At 36.3% G+C, this 24749-nt stretch carries 16 protein-coding genes, 1 tRNA gene and 1 pseudogene; 10 read left to right on the top strand and 8 right to left on the bottom strand.

Going from position 1 to position 24749, the window contains the following annotated elements:
• Positions 1-13: 13 nt before the first annotated feature.
• Both B4F31_RS17935 and B4F31_RS17930 read right to left on the bottom strand, forming a co-directional pair.
• Positions 14-1345, bottom strand: a complete 1332-nt coding sequence (locus B4F31_RS17935) for a RagB/SusD family nutrient uptake outer membrane protein (RefSeq protein ID WP_275952266.1) — start codon at positions 1343-1345, stop codon at positions 14-16.
• Between the two features lie 81 nt (positions 1346-1426).
• Positions 1427-4399: a SusC/RagA family TonB-linked outer membrane protein gene (locus B4F31_RS17930; protein WP_208225742.1), complete on the bottom strand. Its 2973-nt coding sequence runs from the start codon at positions 4397-4399 to the stop codon at positions 1427-1429.
• A gap of 1207 nt (positions 4400-5606) precedes the next feature.
• Between B4F31_RS17930 and B4F31_RS17925 the strand changes: the two genes are divergently transcribed.
• The 7 genes from B4F31_RS17925 to B4F31_RS17895 all read left to right on the top strand — a co-directional run bounded on the left by B4F31_RS17925 (position 5607) and on the right by B4F31_RS17895 (position 17188).
• Positions 5607-6386 carry a hypothetical protein gene (locus tag B4F31_RS17925; RefSeq protein WP_034892291.1) on the top strand — a complete coding sequence of 260 codons (780 nt, stop codon included), beginning with the start codon at positions 5607-5609 and terminating at the stop codon, positions 6384-6386.
• Positions 6376-6858 (top strand): hypothetical protein, encoded by a 483-nt coding sequence (locus tag B4F31_RS17920; RefSeq protein ID WP_034892294.1) that lies wholly within the window; start codon positions 6376-6378, stop codon positions 6856-6858. Before B4F31_RS17925 ends, B4F31_RS17920 begins: the two co-directional genes overlap by 11 nt.
• Positions 6859-7148: 290 nt before the next feature.
• Entirely contained in the window at positions 7149-8714 is a 1566-nt protein-coding gene (locus tag B4F31_RS17915) for a type I restriction-modification system subunit M (RefSeq protein ID WP_208225741.1), read from the top strand.
• Positions 8698-9969 (top strand): restriction endonuclease subunit S, encoded by a 1272-nt coding sequence (locus B4F31_RS17910; RefSeq protein ID WP_208225740.1) that lies wholly within the window; start codon positions 8698-8700, stop codon positions 9967-9969. Before B4F31_RS17915 ends, B4F31_RS17910 begins: the two co-directional genes overlap by 17 nt.
• Positions 9962-13585 (top strand): hypothetical protein, encoded by a 3624-nt coding sequence (locus B4F31_RS17905; RefSeq protein WP_286761871.1) that lies wholly within the window; start codon positions 9962-9964, stop codon positions 13583-13585. Before B4F31_RS17910 ends, B4F31_RS17905 begins: the two co-directional genes overlap by 8 nt.
• Before the next feature lie 137 nt (positions 13586-13722).
• On the top strand, positions 13723-14034 hold the full coding sequence (locus B4F31_RS17900) for a DUF1016 N-terminal domain-containing protein (RefSeq protein WP_034892306.1): 312 nt from the start codon (positions 13723-13725) through the stop codon (positions 14032-14034).
• Between the two features lie 7 nt (positions 14035-14041).
• Positions 14042-17188, top strand: coding sequence for a type I restriction endonuclease subunit R (locus B4F31_RS17895; RefSeq protein ID WP_208225738.1), 3147 nt, complete (start codon positions 14042-14044; stop codon positions 17186-17188).
• Between the two features lie 94 nt (positions 17189-17282).
• Here the strand turns inward: B4F31_RS17895 and B4F31_RS17890 are convergent, their stop codons facing one another.
• Positions 17283-17585 carry a hypothetical protein gene (locus B4F31_RS17890; protein ID WP_034892311.1) on the bottom strand — a complete coding sequence of 101 codons (303 nt, stop codon included), beginning with the start codon at positions 17583-17585 and terminating at the stop codon, positions 17283-17285.
• 89 nt (positions 17586-17674) lie between these two features.
• On the opposite strand from B4F31_RS17890, the pseudogene B4F31_RS18185 reads away from it, so the two are divergent.
• A pseudogene (locus B4F31_RS18185) lies at positions 17675-18336 on the top strand (DUF6904 family protein).
• A gap of 882 nt (positions 18337-19218) precedes the next feature.
• On the opposite strand, the gene B4F31_RS17875 reads toward B4F31_RS18185, so the two are convergent.
• Positions 19219-19292: transfer RNA gene (locus B4F31_RS17875), tRNA-Met, on the bottom strand.
• A 182-nt stretch (positions 19293-19474) separates the two neighbouring features.
• Between B4F31_RS17875 and B4F31_RS17870 the strand changes: the two genes are divergently transcribed.
• Positions 19475-19864 (top strand): START-like domain-containing protein, encoded by a 390-nt coding sequence (locus B4F31_RS17870; RefSeq protein ID WP_075327023.1) that lies wholly within the window; start codon positions 19475-19477, stop codon positions 19862-19864.
• A gap of 51 nt (positions 19865-19915) precedes the next feature.
• Positions 19916-20761, top strand: coding sequence for an aminotransferase class IV (locus B4F31_RS17865; RefSeq protein ID WP_075327022.1), 846 nt, complete (start codon positions 19916-19918; stop codon positions 20759-20761).
• Here B4F31_RS17865 and B4F31_RS17860 read toward each other — a convergent pair.
• From B4F31_RS17860 to B4F31_RS17845, 4 genes are all read right to left on the bottom strand, one after another.
• Complete coding sequence (locus tag B4F31_RS17860; RefSeq protein WP_075327021.1) at positions 20758-21318, bottom strand: YqgE/AlgH family protein; 561 nt, start codon at positions 21316-21318, stop codon at positions 20758-20760. The genes B4F31_RS17865 and B4F31_RS17860 overlap by 4 nt on opposite strands.
• A gap of 121 nt (positions 21319-21439) precedes the next feature.
• Entirely contained in the window at positions 21440-21712 is a 273-nt protein-coding gene (locus B4F31_RS17855; RefSeq protein WP_006990442.1) for an HU family DNA-binding protein, read from the bottom strand.
• 185 nt (positions 21713-21897) lie between these two features.
• A complete protein-coding gene (fmt, locus tag B4F31_RS17850; protein WP_093305441.1) occupies positions 21898-22845 on the bottom strand; it encodes a methionyl-tRNA formyltransferase in 948 nt (315 codons plus the stop codon).
• Complete coding sequence (locus B4F31_RS17845) at positions 22845-24746, bottom strand: RecQ family ATP-dependent DNA helicase (protein ID WP_286761870.1); 1902 nt, start codon at positions 24744-24746, stop codon at positions 22845-22847. Before B4F31_RS17845 ends, fmt begins: the two co-directional genes overlap by 1 nt.
• Positions 24747-24749: the final 3 nt, after the last annotated feature.

Below are 24749 nucleotides of genomic sequence, written 5' to 3'. Positions count from 1 at the left end.
ATAATTTTTCATTTTAGTACCCTTCATTTTGTGTCAGATTCGGATTCTTTTTTCTCTCGGATTCCGGTATTGGATAAAGCAAATCAGTTGTATTCCATGATGGATCTTCCCCTAGAACCTGTCCAGCCTGGCCGGTTCGCTTTAGATCAAACCAACGATGACTCCATTCCGAAAAAAGTTCCTTTCTTCGTTGTAATAAGATTTCTTCAAAAAGCTCCATCTCTGATATTTCGGGTTTAATTTCCGCAAATGGTTGCAGTCCTGATCTTAATCGGATCTCATCAACATCCTGCAAAGCACCAGCTAAATCACCCTGCTCCAAACGTGATTCCGCACGAATGAGGTATTGTTCGCCTAGCCGAAGAACCATAGAATATTCTTCTATTGGGAATTGGTTGCTAAGGCGCACTTTATATTTATGCACGTAATGAGCATCCAGTGCTTCGTTATACCCCACCCAGTTTTGAAACCTTTTATCGATGGAATCAAATTCAGCTATGAATGGTTCCTCCAATTTAATAGCCGCAAAAAATGAAAAGATTGGATCAATGATTTGAAAATTCCCTTCGTTAGTTTGTGTCGACAAACCCCCAGCTCCTATCGGAGAAATTTGCCAGATTGCCTCAGCACTATTGGCCAGAAAAACCTCGTCTAAGTCCTCTAATAATCCGTAGTTGCCAGTATCATTTATCACCAGACTGCTAAATTTTTCAGCTTCCTGCCAGTTCTCGGAATATAGGTAAACACGAGACAGAAAGGCCCTAACCACTTGTTTATTGATACTTGTTCTCTCGGTATTCCAATATTCTTCAGGAACCTGTTCTTCGGCCATTATTAAATCGGCGAGAATCTGATCATAAATGTCAATTTGGGAAGTTCTTGAAGCCAATTGGTTCTCGCGATAATCTGTCTTCAGTATAAGCGGAACATCCCCGTAAAGATTAGTCAGGTAGAAATAAGTAAATGCACGGACAAACCTCGCCTGACCTTCCATTTGATTTTTGAATGACTGTTCCAGATTATCCGCATTTTGCAAACCTTCCAGAAAAGAGTTCACGGCATAAATCATATTGTAGGCACTGGACCAGATACTTAGATTTTCTATATTATCGGGATCAATTTCATGTTCCTGGAATTGCATCCTGGAAACATTTCCTGTACTAATGGTTTGAATATTATCCGCTGATAAGCCTGCCATAGTGGTGATACTGCTTCTTCCCCCATTAGAATATTCCAACTGAAATAATTGGTAATAGATTCCTGTCATGGCACTTTCCACCGTGGCCTCGCTTTTGAATACCTCTTGCCTTACCAATTGGTTTGCAGGAGGATCGAGATCTACCATCTCTTCACAGGAGTAAAATAGGCAAGCCACTAATAAAATAATGAACTGGTATGTATAAGAATATTTTTTCATGATAATGTGTTAAAAATTAAGCTGTAGTCCTGCTGTAACAGATCTAAGATTTCCCATAGATATTGCTGAGGTAGGTAGTTCCGGATCTAGACCTTCATAAGGCGTCCATGTTAGCAGGTTTTGCCCATGAATAAATAACCGGATCTGGTCGGCATGCAGTCTTTTTGTCCATCTCATTGGTAAATTATAGCCCATGGAAAGTGTTTTGAGGCGTAGAAAAGAAGCGTCAGTAAAAGAAAAATCACTGTTTACCGCATCTATAAAAGCAATTGATGCTTCGTAGGACGCAGAATATCTCTGAAAATCTTCATTACCCAAAGCCACATCAAGAACATTGCTGTTCGTTCCGGCCTGGAATTCGGATAGCCTTCCTTCCTGTTTCACGTATTGTAAAAGAAATTCGAGATTGAAATTTCCATAACGTAAAGAATTGCTCAGGCCGCCAAAGAACTCTCTATTCAGATTTTTAGTAATAATCTGATCTTCAAAACTCAGGTTTCCGTCGTCATTTACATCCCTTACCGTATACAAACCTGTTTCAGGATCCAGGCCAGTATAATCATATAATAGTGCAATATTTAGGGGCTCACCTACGCGGTAAGTATTTGAATAAGAGGATTGATCGATATCCGGATATCGTAGTAATTTATTTTCCGGAAAACTAAGATTCAGATTTGTTCTCCAGCTAAACCTGTCATTACTGAAATTGATAGTTGCGAGTTCAATCTCCAGACCTTTATTTTGAACCGTGGCCGGCAGGTTAGCCTGTACGGAATTGAATCCAGCGATGTAAGGTAGCGAATACCCAACCAGCTGGTTGGAGGATCGGTTACGATACCAACTTACTCCAATATTCAACTTATCTTTCAAGAATCCGAGCTCTGTGGCCAGTTCCAGTTTTTTATTGACTTCCCAGGAATAGTCAGGATTGGCCAGTGCGACAGGATAAAGGCCTCCGGGACCTACGGTTGCCTGGTAGGCATCCAGATAACCATAATCTCCTATTTGGTCGTTCCCCGTGCTTCCATAGCTACCTCGTAGCTTTGCAAAAGATAGAAAGCTATCTACCTTTCCAAAAAAAGACTCTTCAGAAAGAATCCAGGCAGCGCCTATTGCCCCGAAACTGGCAAACCGGTTATTAGTACCAAACCGGGAGGAGCCATCCCTGCGACCGGTAAGGTTTAAAAAATACTTTTGATCCCAATTTAGACCGATTCTGGAAAAAAGGGCGACATACTTATATTCAGCCTGACCACTGCTAGCATTGATTATACTCTCCGCTGAACCTAAATCTCCTATTAATGATTCCGAAGCATAGCCCTGCCCCTGGAAAGAACTTCGGTCAGATCCATTTTTTTGCAAGGTTCCTCCAATTAAAAAATGTGTTTCCAGTTTTCCGAAGTTTTGATCATAGGTCAATTGCGGCTCAATAATCCATGATTTTCTATTAGTTGAAAGATGAGACGACCTGTTAACCGGGTTGGATGCCGGGGCATATGATCGAATGGGTAGTTTCCATAATTCGTCACTGGTAAAATTAGCATAGCCAAAACTGGATTTCAAGCGTAAACCTGATACTATTTCATAAGAAAGTACCAGGTTAGCGTTCAGGTTCCTGGTTTGGGTAGAGGTCGTGTTGAAATATCCCTCCATCGGATTAGATAGCCCGGCCTCACTCCAGTCCTCCCAATTAAGACTTCCATCATCATTAAAAACTGATGGAGCATTTGGAGGTAACAAGATGTTGGCAGGGTTAAGGCCGTTTGTACCTGTTAAATTGTTTTGGTCAATTCCGTAATTCACATGGAGTTTTACCTCAAACAGGTTATCTTTTGATAGGTGATTTAGGGCTAGGTTACTGGTACCTTTGCGATAATCATAATCTCCCGGGTATATCGTTCCCTGTGAGAATACAGAACCTCCTATGCGGTACGTGGTATTGCCTTCCCCACCTGAAATTGCCAGGCTAGCATTGGTCACTTCGGCCTGACCGCCAAAAAAAAATTCCTGCCAGTCTGTATATCTTTCCTGATCCCATAAGACCAGATCGTAGGCATTGAAATTATCTGGCTCCACACCATCATTCTGGAAAGCCTCCCGCCGTACCTGCAAATACTGCGGGGTATTCAATAAATCAAGCTTCTCTGCTATAGAAGAACTACCGGTATAAATACGCGCTTCCAGCCCTCGGTTGCTGCCATTCTTAGTGGTAATTAATACCACCCCGTTTGCCCCCCGTGAACCGTAAATTGCTGTTGCATCTGCATCCTTCAAAACTTCAACACTTTCTATGTTTGCAGGATTCAAATTATTTAACGGATCTATACCGGAATTCGATAAAACCGAATTGCTCTCAACAGGAACAGAACTTACGGGAACCCCATCTATAATGTAAAGCGGATAGTTTCCTTCGCTTCGTAAACTGTTCGTTCCCCGTATCCTAATGGTGGGAGCGCCCCCAGGATTTGCTCCTCCAGAAATTATCTCAACACCTGCCATTCTTCCCTGCAATGCCTGAATAGGGCTCACCACCGGCTGGTTTTCTATTTCCTCGGCCGTTACCCTGGAAATATTACCTGTACTCTCGCGCCTGGTAGTATTATAGTAACCAGCATTAATTTTTACTTCGCCAAGGGCAGAAACATCCTCCTCTAATTGAATGCTAATTTCTTCGTTGTTATCTACCAGGATTTCTACAGTTTTATATCCTATATAGGAAAAGACCAAAATGCCATTGGCAGGAGCAGTGATGTTGTACTCGCCATCCAGGTTAGTTATTGTTCCTCTGTTGGTATTTTTAACTGTAACGGTCACCCCAGGTATAGGAATCCCGTTTTGATCTTGTACTACACCTGAAATTTCTTGCTGTTGCAAGGGCAGTGGGGCAGTGGTTGCCGCATTAGCAGCACTAGCAAGGAAGAAGAGTATCCCGCCTATAATAATTAGCGCCACCCATTTAAGGCGCGAGTAATTATTTTTCATAATTTTACGTGTGATTTTAAGTGAAACATTGTTTTACTTAAGCTTAGGCCTTCCCCTCCAGACGCCAATCTTCAGGGAAGGCTTTGAGCTTAATTCAAATAGTCCCTTTACTCTCGATGGAGGAGCAAGGGTATCCCGGCTCCCTATAGCCGAAACTGCAAACCTATTACTAATGTTCCCAAGCCCTTTTAAGGCTTTTCCCAACCCACGCTGTAAAAAAAATAGGGTATCACAGCACCCACGGGATTGTAAAAATTTTGGCCTGTCCCGCAACAAGCCTAAGATTAGACATACTTTTAGATAACCAAAACAGTTGTTTTGGTGTTGCGAGACTTAAAAAATTGTAGAAAATCACTTTGAAAATTAAGAAGAGAAATGACGTAGTTCGAACTAAAAAATAGACGTGGAACTCAACTTATTGTATAGGAGGTACTGGCGGTACCTTTACCACAAATAAGTGAGCCCACGCCGTTTTATGAGCGTGAGCATGATCACTTATCATCCCGTGGTAATATTAAAACGCCAGTTTTCCTATACGAGATTCAAAGCGTATGCTTCTATATTTTTAGAAGTAAACGCAAATATAATATCACTCAAATATATATAAAAATTTTTAAGTGCGTACGATCGTGCGCAATTATTTTTCAAAGTTCCTCTTCTTTTGTTATATGGCTGGTATAAATTTTATTATTTGTGATTTTATAAATAGGGAGTGGATAAAGCCATGGCTTGATCAGAAACGATCGCAACGTTCTTTCGCTGATAAATGTAACGTAGAAGAAGGAATCATAAGAAAAATTAGAGGAAAAGCAGAATATCGTATTCCGGTGGAAACTCTCGAAAAAATTTGTGATGGTCAAGGAATTACCCTTCATAATTTTTTCAAGAAATTGGGGAAATAATTATTCAATTTCGAAAAAATAAGCTTCACTAACTGGTCTAATTGTTTTTGTAGAAATAATTCTGGTATACCTCAACTTCAAATTGAAAAGTCTATAGTTCCAACTGATTGCTTATTCTCTAACTATACTCACAACTCTTTTCTTTACGGTTTTCCGTATTCTTCTATTATTTTAAGGTTTTATATTTAGTAAAACTGGGTTTATCCTGGTATTTTTTTTAATTAAAAGGGTATTTTAGGTGGGGAGTTGTGCAACATATTTAATGAAAATTCAACTTCAATATAAAATAATTGTATTTTTGATTTGTGGAAAAAATTGGTGACATAGAAATTAGAGTCGTAGGAAAGTCTGGAAATCTTGAATTAAGTCCAGACAACTATGATATTAAGCAGATTGCATCCATTTTGCAAAATGTCGAGGATTTGTTGTATCCAAATAATAAAAAAGATAGACCGATTATTACCTATGATATAGAAGAAGGATCGGTTCGCCACATTTTTAAAACTTCTATTCAAGCGGTTATTGGATTTAGTGCTTTACTTTCTCAAGTTCAAGCGCAAAACAATATTGATTTTTTAGAATTAAAAACTGCAAGGGCCTTAGAGGAAATTCAAAAAATGTCTCGTCAAAAGAATTATGAATTTCAAATTAAGACTTCTTTAGAAAAGGACTATGAATTAAAGATTAATCCCTCCACAAAATTCTTTCGTACAGAAAATATCTGGTCGGATGCAGAATTTTATTTCTATGGTGTTTTAAAAGATGCAGGAGGAAAAAGTAAGGCTAACATACATCTAGATACAAAAGATTACGGTTACTTATCAATAGAAACTGGAGAAGAATTTTTGAAAGAAAGAGAAGAAAACCTTTTATATAAAAAATTCGGTGTTAGAGCATCTGGAAAACAGAATGTGGAAACTGGAGAAATTGACACAAAATCTTTGAAATTACTAGAATTAATAGATTACAATCCAAAATTTGATAACGATTATCTGAATACATTAATTAATAAAGCAAAAAATAATTGGAGAGGAATAAATGCAGATGATTGGTTGTTAAATATGCGGGGAGGTTATGAAGCATAGCGTTTTATTAGACACTAGTTTTTTTATTCGATTACTAAATGACGAAGATCCCCTTCATAGAAATGCAGTAGGTTATTACAAATATTTCTTGGAGAACGATGTAACCTTGAAAATTTCAACAATTTCAGTTGCAGAATATTGCGTTTTAGGCAAATTAGAAGATTTACCCTTAAAAGACCTTCAAATTATTCCATTCAATTTAAAAGAAGGAGAAAGAACTGGCGAATTTGCCAAAATCATTTTTAGTGAAAATAAAATTGAAACTGAAAAATTAACTCCTAGGGCTATAATTCCAAACGATTCAAAGTTATTTGCGCAAGCCGATTTAGATAAAACAATATCCCATTTTGTGACGTCTGATGTGCGATCAAAAAACACTCTCGCACTATTAAAAAGAAGGGTGACTCCAAAATTTTCGATTATTTCCATTGATGTACCTCACACAGAAGCTTTCGGTATTTTAGATTTATAGTAAAAATACGTTGCACAACAAGTCGGTTCATCGCAAATAAAGACGGGTGTTGTCGAAAAAGCGTAATTTAGAAAACCAGGAAACAAAAACGGTAAGTCGGCAAATCCGCTTCCCTACTCCGCCAACTTGCGATAGTGTGCCGACCAAGCAATGACCGGCAATTCAGGCAAGAATCTGCTCAATCTTTAGAATCCTTTAACATTAGAAAGATTTTTCCTAAATTGCTGCGGCTTCTTACCCTACTTCATGAAGCTATTGAAATATTTACTTGTAAGACCCGAATTTTAATAATGGCCAAAAAGAAAACGAGCAAAGAAAAATCGATTGAGGAAAGTCTGTGGGATGCTGCCAATAAACTTCGTGGCTCCATTGAACCTTCAGAATACAAGCACGTAGTACTCGGGCTTATCTTCCTGAAATTTGCTAGTGACAAATTTGAGGTCCGCCGCGAGGAGCTTATTGCCGAAGGCAAAGAAAAGTACCTCGAGATGAAAGACTTCTACAATATGAAGAATGTCTTTTTCTTAGCTGAGACTTCCCGGTGGAATTATCTTATTAAAAATGCAAAACAGGACGATATTGCCTTGAAGATTGATACTGCCTTAAACCGGATAGAAAAGAACAATCCTTCTTTAAAAGGTGCATTGCCGGATAATTATTTTTCCCGTTTGGGACTGGATAAAAGTAAGCTGGCTTCCCTGTTGGACACCATTAATAAAATCGATACCCAAAAAGACAAATCCCAGGATATTGTGGGGCGTGTATATGAATATTTCTTATCCAAATTCGCCTTGGCGGAAGGAAAAGGAAAGGGAGAGTTTTACACGCCAAAAAGTATTGTAAACCTTATTGCCGAAATGATCGAACCCTATAAAGGGATTATTTATGACCCGGCTTGTGGCTCTGGTGGTATGTTTGTGCAGTCTATCAAGTTTATAGAAAGCCACCACGGCAGCAAACGGGAAATTTCCATTTACGGCCAGGAATACACAAATACTACTTACAAACTGGCCAAAATGAACCTGGCCATTCGGGGAATATCGGCAAACCTGGGGGATAAAGCTGCCGATACGTTTAGCAACGACCAGCATAAGGATCTGAAAGCAGATTATATTATGGCCAACCCGCCATTTAATCAAAAAGACTGGCGCGGACCACAGGAATTAATCGATGATCCTCGCTGGCAGGGCTATGAAGTGCCTCCAAAAAGTAATGCGAACTATGGTTGGATCTTAAATATGGTTTCCAAATTATCAGATGATGGGGTTGCCGGATTTATTCTGGCTAACGGATCGCTTTCGGGTGGTGGTGAGGAATATAAAATACGGAAAAAACTAGTGGAGAATAACCTGGTGGAAGCCATTATTATCCTGCCACAAAATATGTTTTATACCACGAATATAAGCGTAACTGTTTGGATCCTGAATAAAAATAAAACTGCCCATACCCGTTCCATTGGAGACGAAGTCCGCCACTACCGCAATCGGGAAGAGGAGGTGTTGTTTATGGATTTGCGGCAAATTGGAGAGCCATTTGAAAAGAAATTTATCCAGTTTAGTGGAACGCAAATTAAAGATATTGCCAGGACTTACCACGATTGGCAACAGGAAGACACGGATTATAAAGATATCCCGGAATATTGCTACAGTGCCACTAAAGCCAATATTGAAAAGAAAGATTTCTCCCTGGTGCCCAGCAAATATATTGAATTTGTAAACCGGGATGAAAACATCGATTTTGATACCAAGATGGCAGGTTTACAAACCGAACTTACAGACTTACTACAACAGGAAGAGCAATCTAAAAAAGAATTGTTGGACGTTTTTAAAGAGCTGGGGTATGCCATCAAACTATAGGCCTATAGGCGATTATATACAATTGGTTGATGAACGTAATAAGGAGTTAAAAGTCACTACACTTTTAGGCCTAAGCATATCCAAAGAGTTTATTCCTTCCGTGGCCAATACGGTAGGAACAAATATGCGCAACTATAAAATTATTCGTGAAAATCAATTTGCCTGTAGTATTATGCAGGTTAGGAGAGATGGTAAAATGCCCGTGGCATTACTTGAAGATATTGAAGAAGCCATTATTTCTCAAGCTTATCCTGTGTTTGAAATAATAGATACGGAGGTTTTACTCCCCCAATATCTAATGATGTGGTTTTCCCGTTCTGAATTTGACAGACAAGCAACATTTCACGCAGTTGGAGGTGTTAGGGGGAGCTTGGAATGGGAAGATTTTTTAGCTTTTGAACTTCCCGTTCCTTCCATAGAAAAACAGCGGGAAATTGTAAAGGAATATAATGTGGTTAAAAACCGTATAAAATTAAATGAAGAAATAAACCAGAAGCTGGAAGAAACTGCCCAGGCCCTTTATAAACATTGGTTTGTTGATTTTGAATTTCCTAATAAAAAAGGTAAGCCTTATAAATCTTCCGGTGGAGAAATGGTTTATAATGAAGAGTTGGATAAGGAAATTCCAGAAGGGTGGATCGCTGGTAGCATTGATGAAATTTGTGACATCGAAGATGGAGATAGAGGGAAAAATTACCCCAAAAAAGAAGAATTCTCAAATGATGGTTATTGCCTATTTCTAAATGCCGGAAATGTAACAAAATCAGGTTTTGATTTTAGTAATAATAGTTTTGTGACTAAAGAAAAGGATGAATTACTGCGAAAAGGAAAATTAAAAAGAAAAGATGTCGTAATGACCACTAGAGGTACGGTTGGGAATATAGGTTACTACAATGATAAATTAGATTTTGAAAATGTCAGGATTAATTCGGGAATGGTGATTTTAAGAAATCCCAGGATTTCATTCTTTTTATATACAAAAATGAAAAGTGCGGAAATGAAAGATCTTATTATAAATCATTTATCTGGATCTGCTCAGCCACAATTGCCGATAACAGACATTAAAAGGATGAAATTTCCAATGCCTGGAAACCAAAACAATCTAACAGAAAATTTTAATTCAAAAGTCACTCCATTGCAAAATTCAATAGATGATAAAAATTTGCAAATTAGATATTTAAATCAACTTCAAAATCTTCTGCTTTCCAGAATTGCAAGGGTAAAACAAGAAAAAATATCTCTTGCCTATGAGTGAAAATTTACAAAAGAATCAGGAAATTAAGGATAAGAAACAAAATATCCCTTTTAACTCCCTTTCTCCAGTTAGTGATCCAGAAAAGCATAAATTTTACTGTGATTCTTTAGAATGGGCTCTGTCTAATCGGAAAGAAAAAGATATAAAAAATATCGCGCTATCTGGAACCTATGGTTCCGGCAAAAGCAGCATTTTAAAAACTTTTCAGAAAACCAATAAAAATGAAAGTTTAAAATTTTTAAATGTTTCATTGGCGACTTTTAAAGAAGAGAAAAGGAATGACACTGATAAATATGCACATTTAAGAAGTGAAAACATAAATAGTGACAAACTTTCAAAAAATGATCAGCTTCGATTAGTAGAATTAAGCATTCTTCAACAAATCTTTTATCACGAAGAATATGATAATATACCTGATTCCAGGTTCAAGAAAATAAGAAGTTTGAATCCCAAGGAAGTTCAGGAAACTACTTGGTTAGTATTCGGACTTATCTTTGTATTATACACTTTTTTTAATTTCCATTTCCTTAGAACCCTAATTAATTTGCCAGAACCAAAATTATGGTTCGCATATATTGTACAGGGCTTATTGGCTATTGGAGGTTTAGTTCTTTCATTTTACTTCCTACGTGCTGTGGTAGGATTTTCTCAAAAACTTACGATTAGTAAATTAAATTTTCAGAATCTTGAAATCCAGGTAGCTGATAAAATAGACAAATCTATCCTGAATAATCATCTGGATGAAATTTTGTATTTTTTTGAGGTAACAGATTATAATGTTGTAATCATTGAAGATCTGGACCGTTTTGAGCAAACAGAAATTTTCACCAAGCTTAGAGAAATAAACCTTCTAATTAATAATTCAAAATCGATTAATCGTACCGTAACATTTATTTATGCTATTCGCGATGAAATGTTTAAGGACAAAGACCGGACTAAATTTTTCGATTTTATAATCCCCGTTATACCAGTTATCAACTACTCTAATTCCAATGAACAATTAACCCGGGCATTAGAAAAATTTGATTATTCTTTATCCACAGAATTGATAGATCAGGTCGCATTTTATGTAGATGATATGCGGCTTCTGTATAATATTGTAAACGAATTCCATATTTACTTTCAAAAATTTAAAGGTGAAAAATATCAGAATAAACTTTTTGCAATAATCGTTTATAAAAATATTTATCCTGAAGATTTTGTTATGCTAGGAAAAAATCAAGGCATTCTTTATAAAAACCTTGTAGAGAATAAGTTGGATTGGGTGAATAGTGCAATAGAAAAGATTGAAGAAGACAATTCTAGCTTAAAAATAGAATTAAAAACGCTAGAAGAATCTTTACCTAGAAATTTAGAGGAATTAAAACGCATTTATCTTTTTGAATACATACAAAAGGTTCCAAATCTCATGTATTTTAAAATTCAAAATAAAAATTATACTGTTCAGCAAATGCTTGAAGAGGAAAATTTTGAAAAATTAAAAAGTGGATCTATAAGCTATCGAGAAAGTCAATATACCAGACCGTTCAACTTTAAATTTTCTGATGTAGAATCTCGTCTTGATCCGGAAAAGTCTTACTTGGAAAGAAAAACTGAAATTGAAAGCAAAAATACCGGGAGGGTAAAAGATATTAGAGATAAATTAAAGAAGAATGAAGAAGAAAATAGAAGAATAAAAAATGCAAAGATAAAATATCTTTTAAAGGACAAAAAAATTGCATTGTCTTCAGAGCCCTCCAAACAGGAACAGTTAATAATTTTATTAATTCGTAATGGCTATATAGCTGAAGATTATCTTAATTATATTTCCTATTTCTATCCGGGAAGTATTACTGAAAGAGATCACTGGTTTTTGATGAATGTAAGGAATGAAATGGATAGTAAATTTGATTATAAGCTGGATGAAGTAGAAAATGTTATCAAAAAAATAAGTGAATCAGAATTTGAAAGGAGATTTGTTTTAAATTATAGTCTTCTAGACCAGTTTTTAAAGAGTAAAAAATTTCCCTTGAAAAAGGAATTATTTTTGAAGCAGCTGTCAAACGAATCAAATGATTCTGTCAAATTTATTTACTCTTATATCAAAGAAGGTAAAAATTCCGGATTGTTCATAAAAGCTTTATGTAAAAGTTGGATAGACATTTGGAAGTTTATTGAAGAAGATAGCTCGCTTTCAGAGGATGATAAATCAAATTATCTCTCTCTCCTTCTTAACAACGCAGAAATTGAAGATATAGAAAAAATAGCTTCTACCTCCCAATTAGAGGCAGTTTTAAACCAAAAGGCAGATTTTTTATCAATAGTCAATGATCCAAAGAAACAGATCCAAATCATCGACCAATTTGACCTGAAATTTACATCCTTAAATTTGGATGAATCCTCTGAGGAAATAAAGGAATATATATATTCTATGAATAACTATGCGATCAATACATACATGTTGAAAAGAATGATCAAGGAATTTGGAGAATATAGGGAGGATGATTTTAATCGGAGTAATTATGCAGCCATTCATTCGTCTGGCTGTGATAAATTAATTGAGTATATAGAAAAGAACATAGAGAAGTATATCAGTTCGGTATATTTAAAACTCAAAGATAACTTCAATGAAAAACAGGAATATCTACTTAAGCTACTAAACAATTCAAACATCAAAAAAACTAGCAAAGAAGATATAATATCTCAAACTGAAACTCTGTTGCCTTCTATTTCTGAATTAGAAGATTCTAAGGAATTGAGTGATTTTTTGCTTAAGAATTTAAAGATAGAACCAACCTGGAAAAATGTTATTTTCAACTATCAAGAAAATGAAAATAAATTTTCGGAAACACTAACTGGTTATTTAAATAATCCAAAAATTGCTGAAGTCCTAGTAAAAGAATCTATACCAACAGATAAGGAATTAGTAAGTTTTAGACGTGATTTCTTGTTAAACAATAAGATTCAAGATGAATTGTACAACTCTTATCTAAAAACAGTACCGCTAGCATTCAAAGATTTAAACTTTGAAGATTTATCGTTTAAAAAAGTAGAAGGATTAGTAAATGAGCTAAAATTATCATTTAATCAAGAAAATCATACCAAACTAAGATCAAGTTTTTCTCCCACACATCTCATCTTTATTATCCTGAATATTTCAGAGTTTTTTAAAATATTTTCAGAAATAGTTCTATCAGAATCAGATTTGGCGGAAATCCTGGAAAATTCTATGTTATCTGATTCTCATAAAATAAAATTAATAGAAAAATTCGAAGCTGATAACGCTATTTCGGATCAGAAGGCACTTTCTTTAATAGGAAAAATGGCCTTAAAACACAAAGAACTAAAATTGTCTGATTCAAATATTTCTTCAATTCTATTAAAATCTGCTTTAAAGACTAATGAGAAAATTGAGCTTTTTATGAACAATCTTACTTCCTTTGATAAGGAATTTATAAAACCGTTTTTGAATTCGTTAGGGGGAGATTATAAGCAATTAAATGCAAAAGGTCCTATGCCGTACTTTAAAAACTCTGCCCTTTTGCTCAGTTTTTTTCAATATTTAAAACAAGAAGATAAAATATCTAAAATCAAAGAAAAAAAAGACCATATCCAAGTTACAACATTTAGAAAATAAATGATGCCCGAAACCAACCGTATAGAATATAAACGAAAACTTTCCGGAAATCTGGAAAGAAGATTAAGAATAAGGTGAAAAAGGATTAGCAAAGTAATTTTTGATACGCTTTCCCATAGCACAAGATTAAATACAACATGAAAAACGGCCTACATAATAACCTGGTAAAGGAGTTAAGCCAGCTTATAGAACAGGGAAAACATCAAATCGCGGTACAGGTAAACAGTACCATGACTTTAGTGTTTTGGGAAGTAGGTAAACGTATAAATAAAGAAATACTGCAATATGTACGGGCAGATTATGGCAAAAACATTGTGACAACAGTGTCGTCACAATTGAAAAAGCGCTACGGGAATAGCTTTGGAACATCTAATAAAAAAACCGGAATAAAAATAAATACTGCGATGGTCGCAGCGCGCGAACGTATAGCACAGAAAAAATTGCAATAAACCAGGAATGAGTAAAAAGTTTACCGAAGCACAACTGGAAAGCGTTTTTGCCACACAGCTGGAACAGGAAGGTTATCAGCATCAGTTAGGAGGCAGCATATCCCGAAAGGAAGATGAAGTTCTTATTGAAAGTGACCTTCGGGAATTTCTGATGTCAAGGTACCGGGAAAACGGGATCACCAAAAATGAAGTAGAATCCATCATTCTCAGGCTCAAAACCCTTCCGGCTTCAGACCTTTATGAAAGCAATAAAGGATTTATGCAAATGCTTTCTGATGGTTTTTCGCTAAAGCGGGAAGACCGTTCCCAAAAAGATATCTGGATCTATTTAATTGATTATTCAGTAGAGAACCGCAACACTTATAAATTCGTCAACCAGCTGGAAATTACCGGAACCCAAAAACGTATTCCTGACGGGATACTTTATATCAACGGAATTCCGGTGGTTGTTTTCGAATTTAAAACCGCCATTCAGGAAAACACCACAATTTATGATGCTTACAAACAATTAACCGTTCGTTACCAAAGGGATATACCCGAACTTTTTAAGTATAACGCGTTTTGCGTGATCAGCGATGGCGTAAATACCAAAGCAGGTTCCTTTTTTGCCCCTTATGAATTCTTCTATGCCTGGCGCAGAATCGCAGGGCTGGTAAAAGAGGTTGATGGCATTGATAGCATGTTCATCCTTATCCAGGGGATGTTGCATCAAAACAGGCTTCGGGACATCATTAAAAACTTTATTTATTTACCGGACAGCTCCAAAAAGGATGAAAAAATAGTATGCCGTTATCCTCAATATTATGCGGCGCGGGCTCTATTTGAAAATATTCAGAAAGCTCAAAAACCGGCCGGAAACGGAAAAGGAGGCACCTATTTTGGAGCCACCGGTTCCGGTAAAAGTTTTACCATGCTTTTTCTGACAAGGCTTTTAATGAAAAGCGACCACTTTGAAAGTCCCACTATTATTCTAATTACAGATCGAACTGATCTGGATGATCAACTTGCAGGACAGTTTACCAATGCAAAATCATTTATTGGCGATGATGCTATCGCCAGTGTGGAAAGTCGTGTAGATCTTCGGAAACGCATAAGAGGAAGGGAAAGCGGCGGCGTATTCCTTACCACCATTCACAAGTTTACGGAAGACACAGAATTGCTTACCAATAGAAGCAACGTAATTTGTATATCTGATGAGGCTCACCGGAGCCAGACCAATCTTGACCAGAAAATAAAGATTACCGAAAAAGGGGTTCAGAAAACTTTCGGCTTTGCCAAGTACCTTCACGATTCTTTACCTAATGCTACTTTTGTAGGTTTTACCGGAACGCCAATCGACGCTACTTTAAATGTTTTTGGAAAAGTAGTAGATGAATACACTATGACGGAATCTGTAAAAGACGAGATTACCGTTCGCATAGTCTATGAAGGAAGATCGGCCAGAGTGGCCCTGGAAAACCGGGAATTGCAAAAAATTGAAGATTATTATAGAGTAGCTGAGGAAGAAGGTGCCAATGAGTACCAAGTGGAAGAGAGCAAAAAGCAGTCGGCCAACATGAACGCAATTCTGGGTGATCCCGATCGTTTACAGGCCATAGCAGAAGATTTTATCCAGCATTATGAGAAAAGGCTGAAGGAAGGCGCTACCGTAAAAGGAAAAGCAATTTTTGTAAGTAGTAGCCGGGAGATAGCTTACGAGCTTTATAAGAACATCATCGAACTAAGGCCGGAGTGGGCAAAGATCAGAAAAGCAGAAGAAGGTGCCGAATTAACCGAAAAAGACAGGAAGCAGCTTAAGCCTATTGAGCGCATAAAAATGATCATGACTAGAGGAAAAGACGATCCCAAAGAAATGTATGATCTTTTAGGTACAAAAGAGTACCGGAAAGAGCTGGATCGTCAGTTTAAAAATGAGAAATCGAATTTTAAAATTGCCATTGTAGTCGATATGTGGCTCACCGGTTTCGATGTTCCGTTTTTAGATAGCATCTATATCGATAAGCCCATCCAGCAGCATAACCTAATCCAGACGATTTCCCGGGTAAACCGGAAGTTCCAGGGTAAAAACAAAGGACTGGTAGTAGATTATATTGGCATTAAAAAACAAATGAATTTAGCACTTGCCAAGTATAATAAGGGGGAGCGGCAAAATTTTGAAGATATTGCAAAGTCCCTGAAAATAGTAAGGGACCACCTGGATTTATTGGGAAGGATTTTCCACAAATTTGACAGCACCGATTATTTCCGGGGCGACCCTTTGAGCCAGTTTAACAACCTAAACAAAGCCGTTGAATACGTACAACAAACCAAAGAGTTGGAAACGCGCTTTATGAATTTGGTAAAACGCCTGAAAGCCGCCTATGATATTTGCGCTGGAAGTGAAAAGTTAACTCAGGAAGAACGGGATTATACTCATTTTTATTTAGCTGTAAAGTCTATAGTCTTTAAGCTTACAAAAGGGAACGCACCGGATACCGCCCAAATGAACGCCAAAGTAAGGGAAATGATCAAAAATGCCTTGGCTAGTGAAGGCGTAGAGGAGATCTTTAAAATGGGTGACCAAACCAATAGCCAGCAGGACATTTTTGATGAAGATTATCTGGCAAAGATCGATAAGATCAAACTGCCTAATACAAAAATCAAACTTTTACAGCAATTACTGGCCAGGGCCATTGATGAGATAAAGAAGGTGAACAAGGTAAAAGGAGTTGATTTTTCCAGAAAAATGGAGGGCCTGGTCTCCAGGTACAATGAACGAAAAGGAGATGTGTTACGCAGTGAAGTTTATGAAGAAATGGCGGAACAGCTTACCGATCTTATTTGGCAGGTACAAAAAGAGTTTTCGGCCGGGGAAATGCTGGGAATTGATTTTGAGGAAAAAGCTTTCTACGACATTTTAAAAGAACTATGTATAAAGTATGACTTTCAATATCCGGAAGATAAGCTTATCGAGCTTTCGAAAGCAGTAAAGGATTTGGTGGATGAACAGGCAAAATTCCCGGACTGGAGCAAAAGAAACGACATTAAATCTGCTTTAAAAGTCGGGCTTATCCTATTACTCGATGAGCACGGTTATCCCCCGGTGGAACGAGACGAGGTCTATGAAGAAATCTTTGAACAGGCTGAAAATTTTAAGAAGAATAGACCAGCCTAGAGGAATTCCTAAATTTTAAGGCCTGGCACTAACGGTGTAAATATTTAACCGCTTAAATAGTAAAAATACGTTATAAAAAGTTTTTGAATTTGTATTACTTTGGCTTTCGATAAGACCATTCAGGGAATGGTTCATAAATTTTAAGTTTTTCCATGAACCTCTCCAGGTTATTATATATGTACCCAAGATCTTCATTATCGTATAAATATTCTTCAATATCTGAATCCCAAAAAAAATCACGAAGAATCGCTATCTTTCTCAAAAATGGCATTCTTGATCCCCTTTCAAGATGTTCGAGTAAAACTAATTGACGGTGTAATTCAAGTAATTTGTCAATGACCTCTTTCCTGAATTCATCGTGAAATTGTACTTCTTTAAATGCTCCCTGCTCTTCCATAATTATTGAAAATTTGGTGATTACTAAATAAACTACATTGATTTAAATGGTGATATTTGAAAAAGAATACATAATTAGAATACTTTTTTATGCTTCAAAGTAACCCAACCAGGAAAGGGACAGGAATAGAATTATGGGGTGATTACGGTGACTTAACAAGCCTGTATGAAACGATTCACAAAATAGGAGAGCGTTTAAATGAATATAAGAAAGAAGAGAAGGGGCAATCAGATATAATAATGGGCTTTGCTTATGAGGTTCGAAAGACTTTCCAGCATTCCAGGTTGAAAGAAAATTTTGTTTTTGATTCGGAGAATAAGGTTGAATATTTAGGCTTTAGATACCTATGGACAACTTACTTTATTTGATTTCTGTTCTTCGTTACAATGCAGGTTATGTAGTGTTGGATGCCCTGGATCAGGCGAACCTTTATATCCTCGAATTTAATTGTAAGAAAGCCTTATTTGATTATGATCCCCAGGGCGCACAAAAAATTCAAAATTTCATAGGGCAAAGAATAGATATACATAATGACCTGGTTTTTTTAGTTCTGCAGGGTATTAATATAGAATATTTCAGCAAGACACCGGGAAAAAGAAGATTTCGCGGAATACCAGATTTGTTAATTGCTTATTCCCAATTTTCGCCAGCCTATAAGATGTGGAAGTCTGATATGGAAAGTAGTGCTAAGGCTTTAAAATGTGAGGTGCACGAAATAAGTTATGATAATTACCCTGAAATAGTTTGGTAATGGAAAAAAGCAGCTCATCAGAAAGATTTGATTTTTGAAAATCTACAAACTATCTAAAGCTGCTTTTTTAAACCTTAAACCGTCGCGTAAGGAACTGCAATCCTAAGTCGCATTTAAGGCTTATATAATAAGTCTTATACCATCACCAGGGAAATACCATTGGAGGCTGAATATAAGACTTAAAATTTTAACTGCCGCTCCAAACAAAAAAGGCATCAGTGTAAAATCTTCTTTTTTGGAGGTAATTTAATCCTCGTTTAGAAAAAGGAGCGGCTTGGAGGCTTTCGCCTCCGCGCCACATAAATTTAAGCTCGCACTTAACACGGGACTTAACTGTAGATTAATATCAGATAGCGCCGTCCTTATCAGCCGAAAGTTGCCCCCGTCATCTGCCAGGTGTTGGCCACTCCTTAACCGCTATCTTCAACTTAGGATAAATATAATAATTTTACTAAATAGTTTATATATGTTTTTTAGTGGATAAGAAAAAAGAGAAGAAGATATTATTCAGCCTGCCATAATTAAAATCTTACCTTTTTGATTTTAGAAAAATGTGCTTAGAAGTAGGAGAATTTACCGTTGCATGGTGGGGGAGTGGGAAATAATGATCTTGGGTATATTCAATAACGACTATAGGTTACATCGCGAAACTGTTTGGTGGTACAAGTTTTCTCCTGGTAAACCCATAGTTATATTGAAAAAGATTGCCTTCTAAATTAGATTTTCCAGAATAAACCTAAAATTCAGTTTCAATTGCTATCAGTTGGTAATATTTCAAATGACTCCTAATGAATTATTGAAAATAGATCAAATTCTGTACTTATTCTGTACTAGGTACAAAAATAAAAAGCCTCACATCTCTGTGAAGCCTTGTTATTACTGTAGCGAGACCGAGATTTGAACTCGGGACCTCCGGGTTATGAATCCGACGCTCTAACCAACTGAGCTACCTCGCCGTAATTTTATGTAAACTGCCTGTTGGCCTGACTTTACAAGCATTCTTGCTGGTTGTGAATGCGGGTGCAAATATATAAACATTTTGTATTGACGCAAACATTATTTTCTAAAATATTTAATTTGTTTTCTTTTTATCTTTCTAATTAATATCTATATTGCCCGAAACTAATTAAACCTAAAAATGGAAGATAAGATAAAGTACGAAATGGAATTTCCCATTCAGGCTTCTCCTTCATTGTTATACCAATATATATCAACCCCCTCAGGACTAAGTGAATGGTATGCAGATAATGTGAATTCACGGGGCGAATTGTTTACTTTTATTTGGGAAGGAAGTGAAGAGAAAGCCAAATTGGTAAGCAAAAAGAGTGATGAGCGCGTAAAATTTAAGTGGCTTGACGATGAAGACACTCCTTATTTTTTTGAAATAAGAATCCAGGTAGACGAAATTACCAAAGATGTTTCTATAATGATTACCGATTTTGCCGAAGATGAAGATGAAATTGAAGAAGGCAAAATGCTTTGGGAAAATATGATCTCTAACCTTAAACAGGTGTTGGGATCTGCTTAATAATCTTAAGATAAATATTACCTTTGCCCCGTTCTAAAACGGGGCTTTTTTATGATAAATCTAGACGGAAATTTAGTAAAAGATAAGCAGGCATCAATTTCGGTAACCAATCGGGGATTTGCCTATGGAGATGCGGTGTTTGAAACCATTCGTGTAATTAGCGGAAAAATAATGTTTTGGGAAGATCATTATTTTAGGCTTATGGCTTCTATGCGCATTATGCGTATGGAAATTCCTGCTAATTTTTCACCTGAATTTCTTGAAGAAGAGATTCTTGACCTGGTAAAAGAAAATGGTTTAGATACTACAGCAGCGCGTGTAAAATTTTCGGCTTACCGCAAAGAAGGAGGTTATTATAAACCAGCAACGCGGGAAATAGGATTCATTATCACTGCTAAAGAACTTTCTGATGCTTTTTATTTACTGAATGAAGACGATTATGAAGTAGAACTTTTTAAAGATCACTACGTAACCAGCGGATTATTTTCTACTATAAAATCAAATAACCGCGCCATAAATGTCCTGGGAAGTATTTTTGCTTCAGAAAATGGATATGAAAACTGTTTTTTGATCAATGAAAAAAAGAATGTGGTTGAAGCCTTAAATGGTAATTTATTCCTTGTAAAAGGAGATAAAATAAAAACGCCACCACTTACCGATGGAGCTTTAAATGGAATTACCCGGAAGAAATTACTAGAAATTATTAAAACCCTTCCCGATTTAACTTTAGAAGAAACTTCAATTTCTCCTTTTGAACTTCAAAAAGCTGATGAGTTGTTTATAACCAATGTAATTACAGGAATCCAACCGGTAACAAAATATCGTAAAAAGAAGTTTGGAAATAAAGTAGCTAAAGACCTGCTTTCAAAATTAAACGTAAAAGCAAGATTGGGTTAGTTATAACTGGGATTTTCTGGTGCATTAGACCATAAAATATATTCCCCGCCAAGTTGCATCATTTTATCTTTCCAAAAGGAATGGTATGGACGTTCTATAATGTCTTTAGGATTTTCGTTGGTAGTTACAATCCAGGCGTGTGAACTTAATTCTTCATCTAATTGATTGGCATCCCAACCCGAATATCCTAAAAAGAACCGTATTTCTTTTTCACTAATTAATTTTTGATTAATTAGTTCTGTAACCACATCAAAATTACCGCCCCAATAAATGCCATTGGCAATTTCTACACTTTGGGGAATAAGATCTGGTATTTTATGAATAAAGTAAAGATTGTCCTGCTCTACCGGGCCACCGTTGTAGATTTTAAAATTAGAAGAAAGATCAGGTACAAGGTCTTTTAAAGTAAAATCTAGTGCTTTATTAAGTATAAAACCCACAGAACCCGCTTCAGAATGATCGGCAAGCAAAACCACAGAGCGGTTAAATGCCACATCTCCAATTATTGATGGTTCTGCTACCAATAGATGGCCTTTGGTTGGTTTTAAAGCGATCATTTTAGCATGTTTTTATCTAAACTACTATTAATTTAAAAAAAAATCAAATTAAAACTTAAATTATTTTCATTAAAAAAGCCTCTCTTATGAGAGGCTTTCAATGTTTTACTAATATAAATTATTAGTTTACAGCTTTTTGTAAATCTGCACCGGCCTTAAATTTCACTACATTTTTAGCAGCAATTTTAATGGTTTTTCCGGTTTGTGGGTTTCTTCCTTCACGGGCAGCTCTTTTAGAAACTGACCAAGATCCAAATCCTACTAAAGAAACACGATCTCCTTTTTTAAGAGATTTTTCTACGTTTTCCAGGAAAGATTCTAAGGCTTTTTTTGCTGCTGCTTTTGAGATTCCAGCGTTTTCAGCCATTGCATCAATTAAATCTGTTTTGTTCATAATTTGAATTTTAAATAAATTGTTGGTTAAACATTCTGTTAAATTGCTTTACAAATTTATATGGAATTCTCGGCCGTGCAAGTAATATCAAGGGAAATGCAGAATATTGTTAATAAGTCGGCCATTTTGTTAATAAACAAGTATAAATTTAGTTGATTTTTATCCGTTTCAGTAACCATAAGGCCTTAGCGGAATTTTGACCCTTCCGTAAAATCATATCCGTTTAAAAGTGATTTTACATCCATTTTTCGCTTTCCGGGAAGTTGTAATTCTTCAATTATTAGATAACCGCCCTCTGTTGCTACCTTCAGCTTTTTATCTTCAACCAAAATACAGCCATTTTCTAAAGAATGACTGGTATTTTCTTTTTTGCAATCGTAGATCTTTACTTTTTCTTCTTTATTATCGTTAAACAAAATACTCCAGGCGGCCGGGTAAGGGTTTAAGCCTCGAATTAAATTATAAATTTGATCTAAAGAATCGTCCCAATTAATTTTTGTGTTCTCCCTATTTAATTTTGGGGCGTCTTTTAATATTTCATTAAAGGGTTGTGGAGTGGGAGTGAGGTTGCCATTTTCTATAAGTTCAAGTGTTTCTACCACCAAACCCGAGCCAAGTTCCAGTAATTTATCGTGCAATTCACCAACACTTTCTTCGGGAGCAATATCAATTTCCTTCTGAAGTATCATCGCACCGGTATCAATCTTTTCATCAAGAAAAAATGTTGAAACCCCGGTTTTTGTTTCATTATTAATTATAGCCCAGTTTATAGGAGCGGCACCACGATATTGAGGCAGGAGGGAAGCATGAAGATTGAAGGTTCCAAATTTAGGCAAATCCCAAACAACTTTTGGTAACATTCTAAAAGCCACAACTACCTGTACATTTGGTTCAAGAGCTTTTAATTCTTCAATAAAAGTTTGATCTTTTAAATTAGTAGGTTGCAAAACCTTTAAACCTTTGCTCACCGCAAATTTTTTCACCGGACTTTCCTGTAATTTTCTTCCTCTTCCAGCGGGTTTATCGGGGGCTGTTATTACGCCAACTACATTATAATTGGCGTTTAATATACTTTCCAGGCTGGCCACAGCAAAATCTGGCGTGCCCATAAATACTATTTTTAATGATCTCATCATCTATTTATTTGGTAAACATTCCCGTTTTTTCGAGAAATTAATTCTTTGTCTATTAATAATCGTAAAACTTCTAAAACCTGATCTTCGGGATAATTAATGGCCTCGGTGAGCTGCCGCGAAGAAGCGTTAGAGGTTTTTAAAATGTTTATTATTTCTTTATAAATCGCATTTTTAAGCTCTCTGGTTAAAGGCGCAGCTTGTTTTTGGCAAACCGAACAAATTCCGCAGTTTTCTACTTTTTTCTCTCCAAAATATGCGAGTAATTGCTTGCTTCGGCAAATCTTCTCATTCTCCAGATAAGCCAAAACCGAATCTATTTTTTCTTTTTTAGACTGGTTATGTTGCTTTATATATGTCGCCAACGGAAAAATAACCAAATCGTCTTCCCGTGGAACCAAAAATAAAACGGTTGCATCGTGTTCTGCAAAAACGTATTCCAGCACCTGGTCTTTTTCCAGCTCCTGAAGAAATTTTAGCGCTTTGTCTTGCTCTATATTAGATTTTTTACAAATCGAAGCCAGGTCTATCGCTGTTTTATTTTCCAGAATTCCACCGTAGGTTCTTAATAGCGCTTTTACAAAATTTTCGTATTTCTGATTTTGCTCTAGATAATACTGAAGTTGCTTTCCAGAAATGATAAAATGAATACTGGTTCTTTTATGAAATTCCTTTGATAGTTTTAGAACGCTGCATCTATCTAAAAGCTGAAGCACCTCGTAAGTTTTAGAAAATGGAAGTTCGTATTGGGCACAAAATTTAGAAAAACTAAAATTATGTTCGGTTTCCTCCCCTTCACCGTAGGCTATCCTGAAATAGGTATTAAGCTTTTTATAAACCAGTTTTACATCTTCCAGTTGGGGTAAATTAGCGAGAAACTGATTTTTTAAAACCGGGATGTCGCTATTATTAGTTAAAATTGTTGCATCTGCTTTTGCTCCATCTCTCCCTGCGCGTCCGGCTTCCTGGAAATAGCTTTCTAAAGATTCTGGTAAATTTAAATGAATTACCTGCCTAACATCTGGCTTATCTATTCCCATCCCAAAAGCAGTGGTAGCCACCATAATATGATGCTTATTCTCTAGCCAGCTGGTAAGCTTTTTTGTTTTTTCTTTAGGTTGTAATCCCCCGTGGAAGGCATCAGCTTTGTAGCCTTTTTTGATCAATAAATCAGCTATTTCCAGACTGGCTTTTCGGCTTCGAACATATATTATCGCAGCCTCATTTTTATTATTCAGAAGTTGAAATAATCTATAATATTTATCTTCAGCTATTAAGACATTATAGGCAATATTTGAACGATAAAAAGAATCTTTTAGAACTTCAATATCTACCAGTTCCAATTCTTTTACAATGTCTTTCACCACCGCCGGGGTTGCTGTTGCTGTAAGTGCAATGAAAGGTGTTTCTGGTTTTAAATCTTTTAAGAGTGAAATATTTCTATATGCTGGTCTAAAGTCGTGGCCCCATTGCGAAATACAATGTGCTTCATCTACCGCGATTAGATTTACATTCATCAACTTAATGCGTTCCTGTACCAGGTCTTGTTGGAGTCTCTCAGGAGAAAGATAGAGGAATTTATAATTTCCGTAAATACAATTATCAAGCGCTGCATCCAGGTCGCGGTAAGCCATTCCGCCGGTTAATGCCATTGCTTTTATTCCTTTTTGCTGAAGCGCATTTACCTGATCTTCCATTAATGCAACTAACGGGGATATTACAATACATATTCCGTCTTTAATTAATGCAGGTACCTGGAAGCAAAGTGACTTCCCACCTCCGGTTGGCATTAGCGCCAGTACATTTTTTTTCTCCAGGAGTTTTTCTATAACAGGTTCCTGCAGCGGCCTGAAAGACGAGTGTCCCCAGTATTTTTTTAATATGTAATGTGCATCCTGCAAATA

The organism is Salegentibacter sp. UBA1130, from assembly GCF_002311535.1.
Classification (GTDB): Bacteria; Bacteroidota; Bacteroidia; order Flavobacteriales; family Flavobacteriaceae; genus Salegentibacter; species Salegentibacter agarivorans.
The sequence above is the reverse complement of the archived record's forward strand: the minus strand, read 5'-3'. Positions and strand labels throughout refer to the sequence as shown.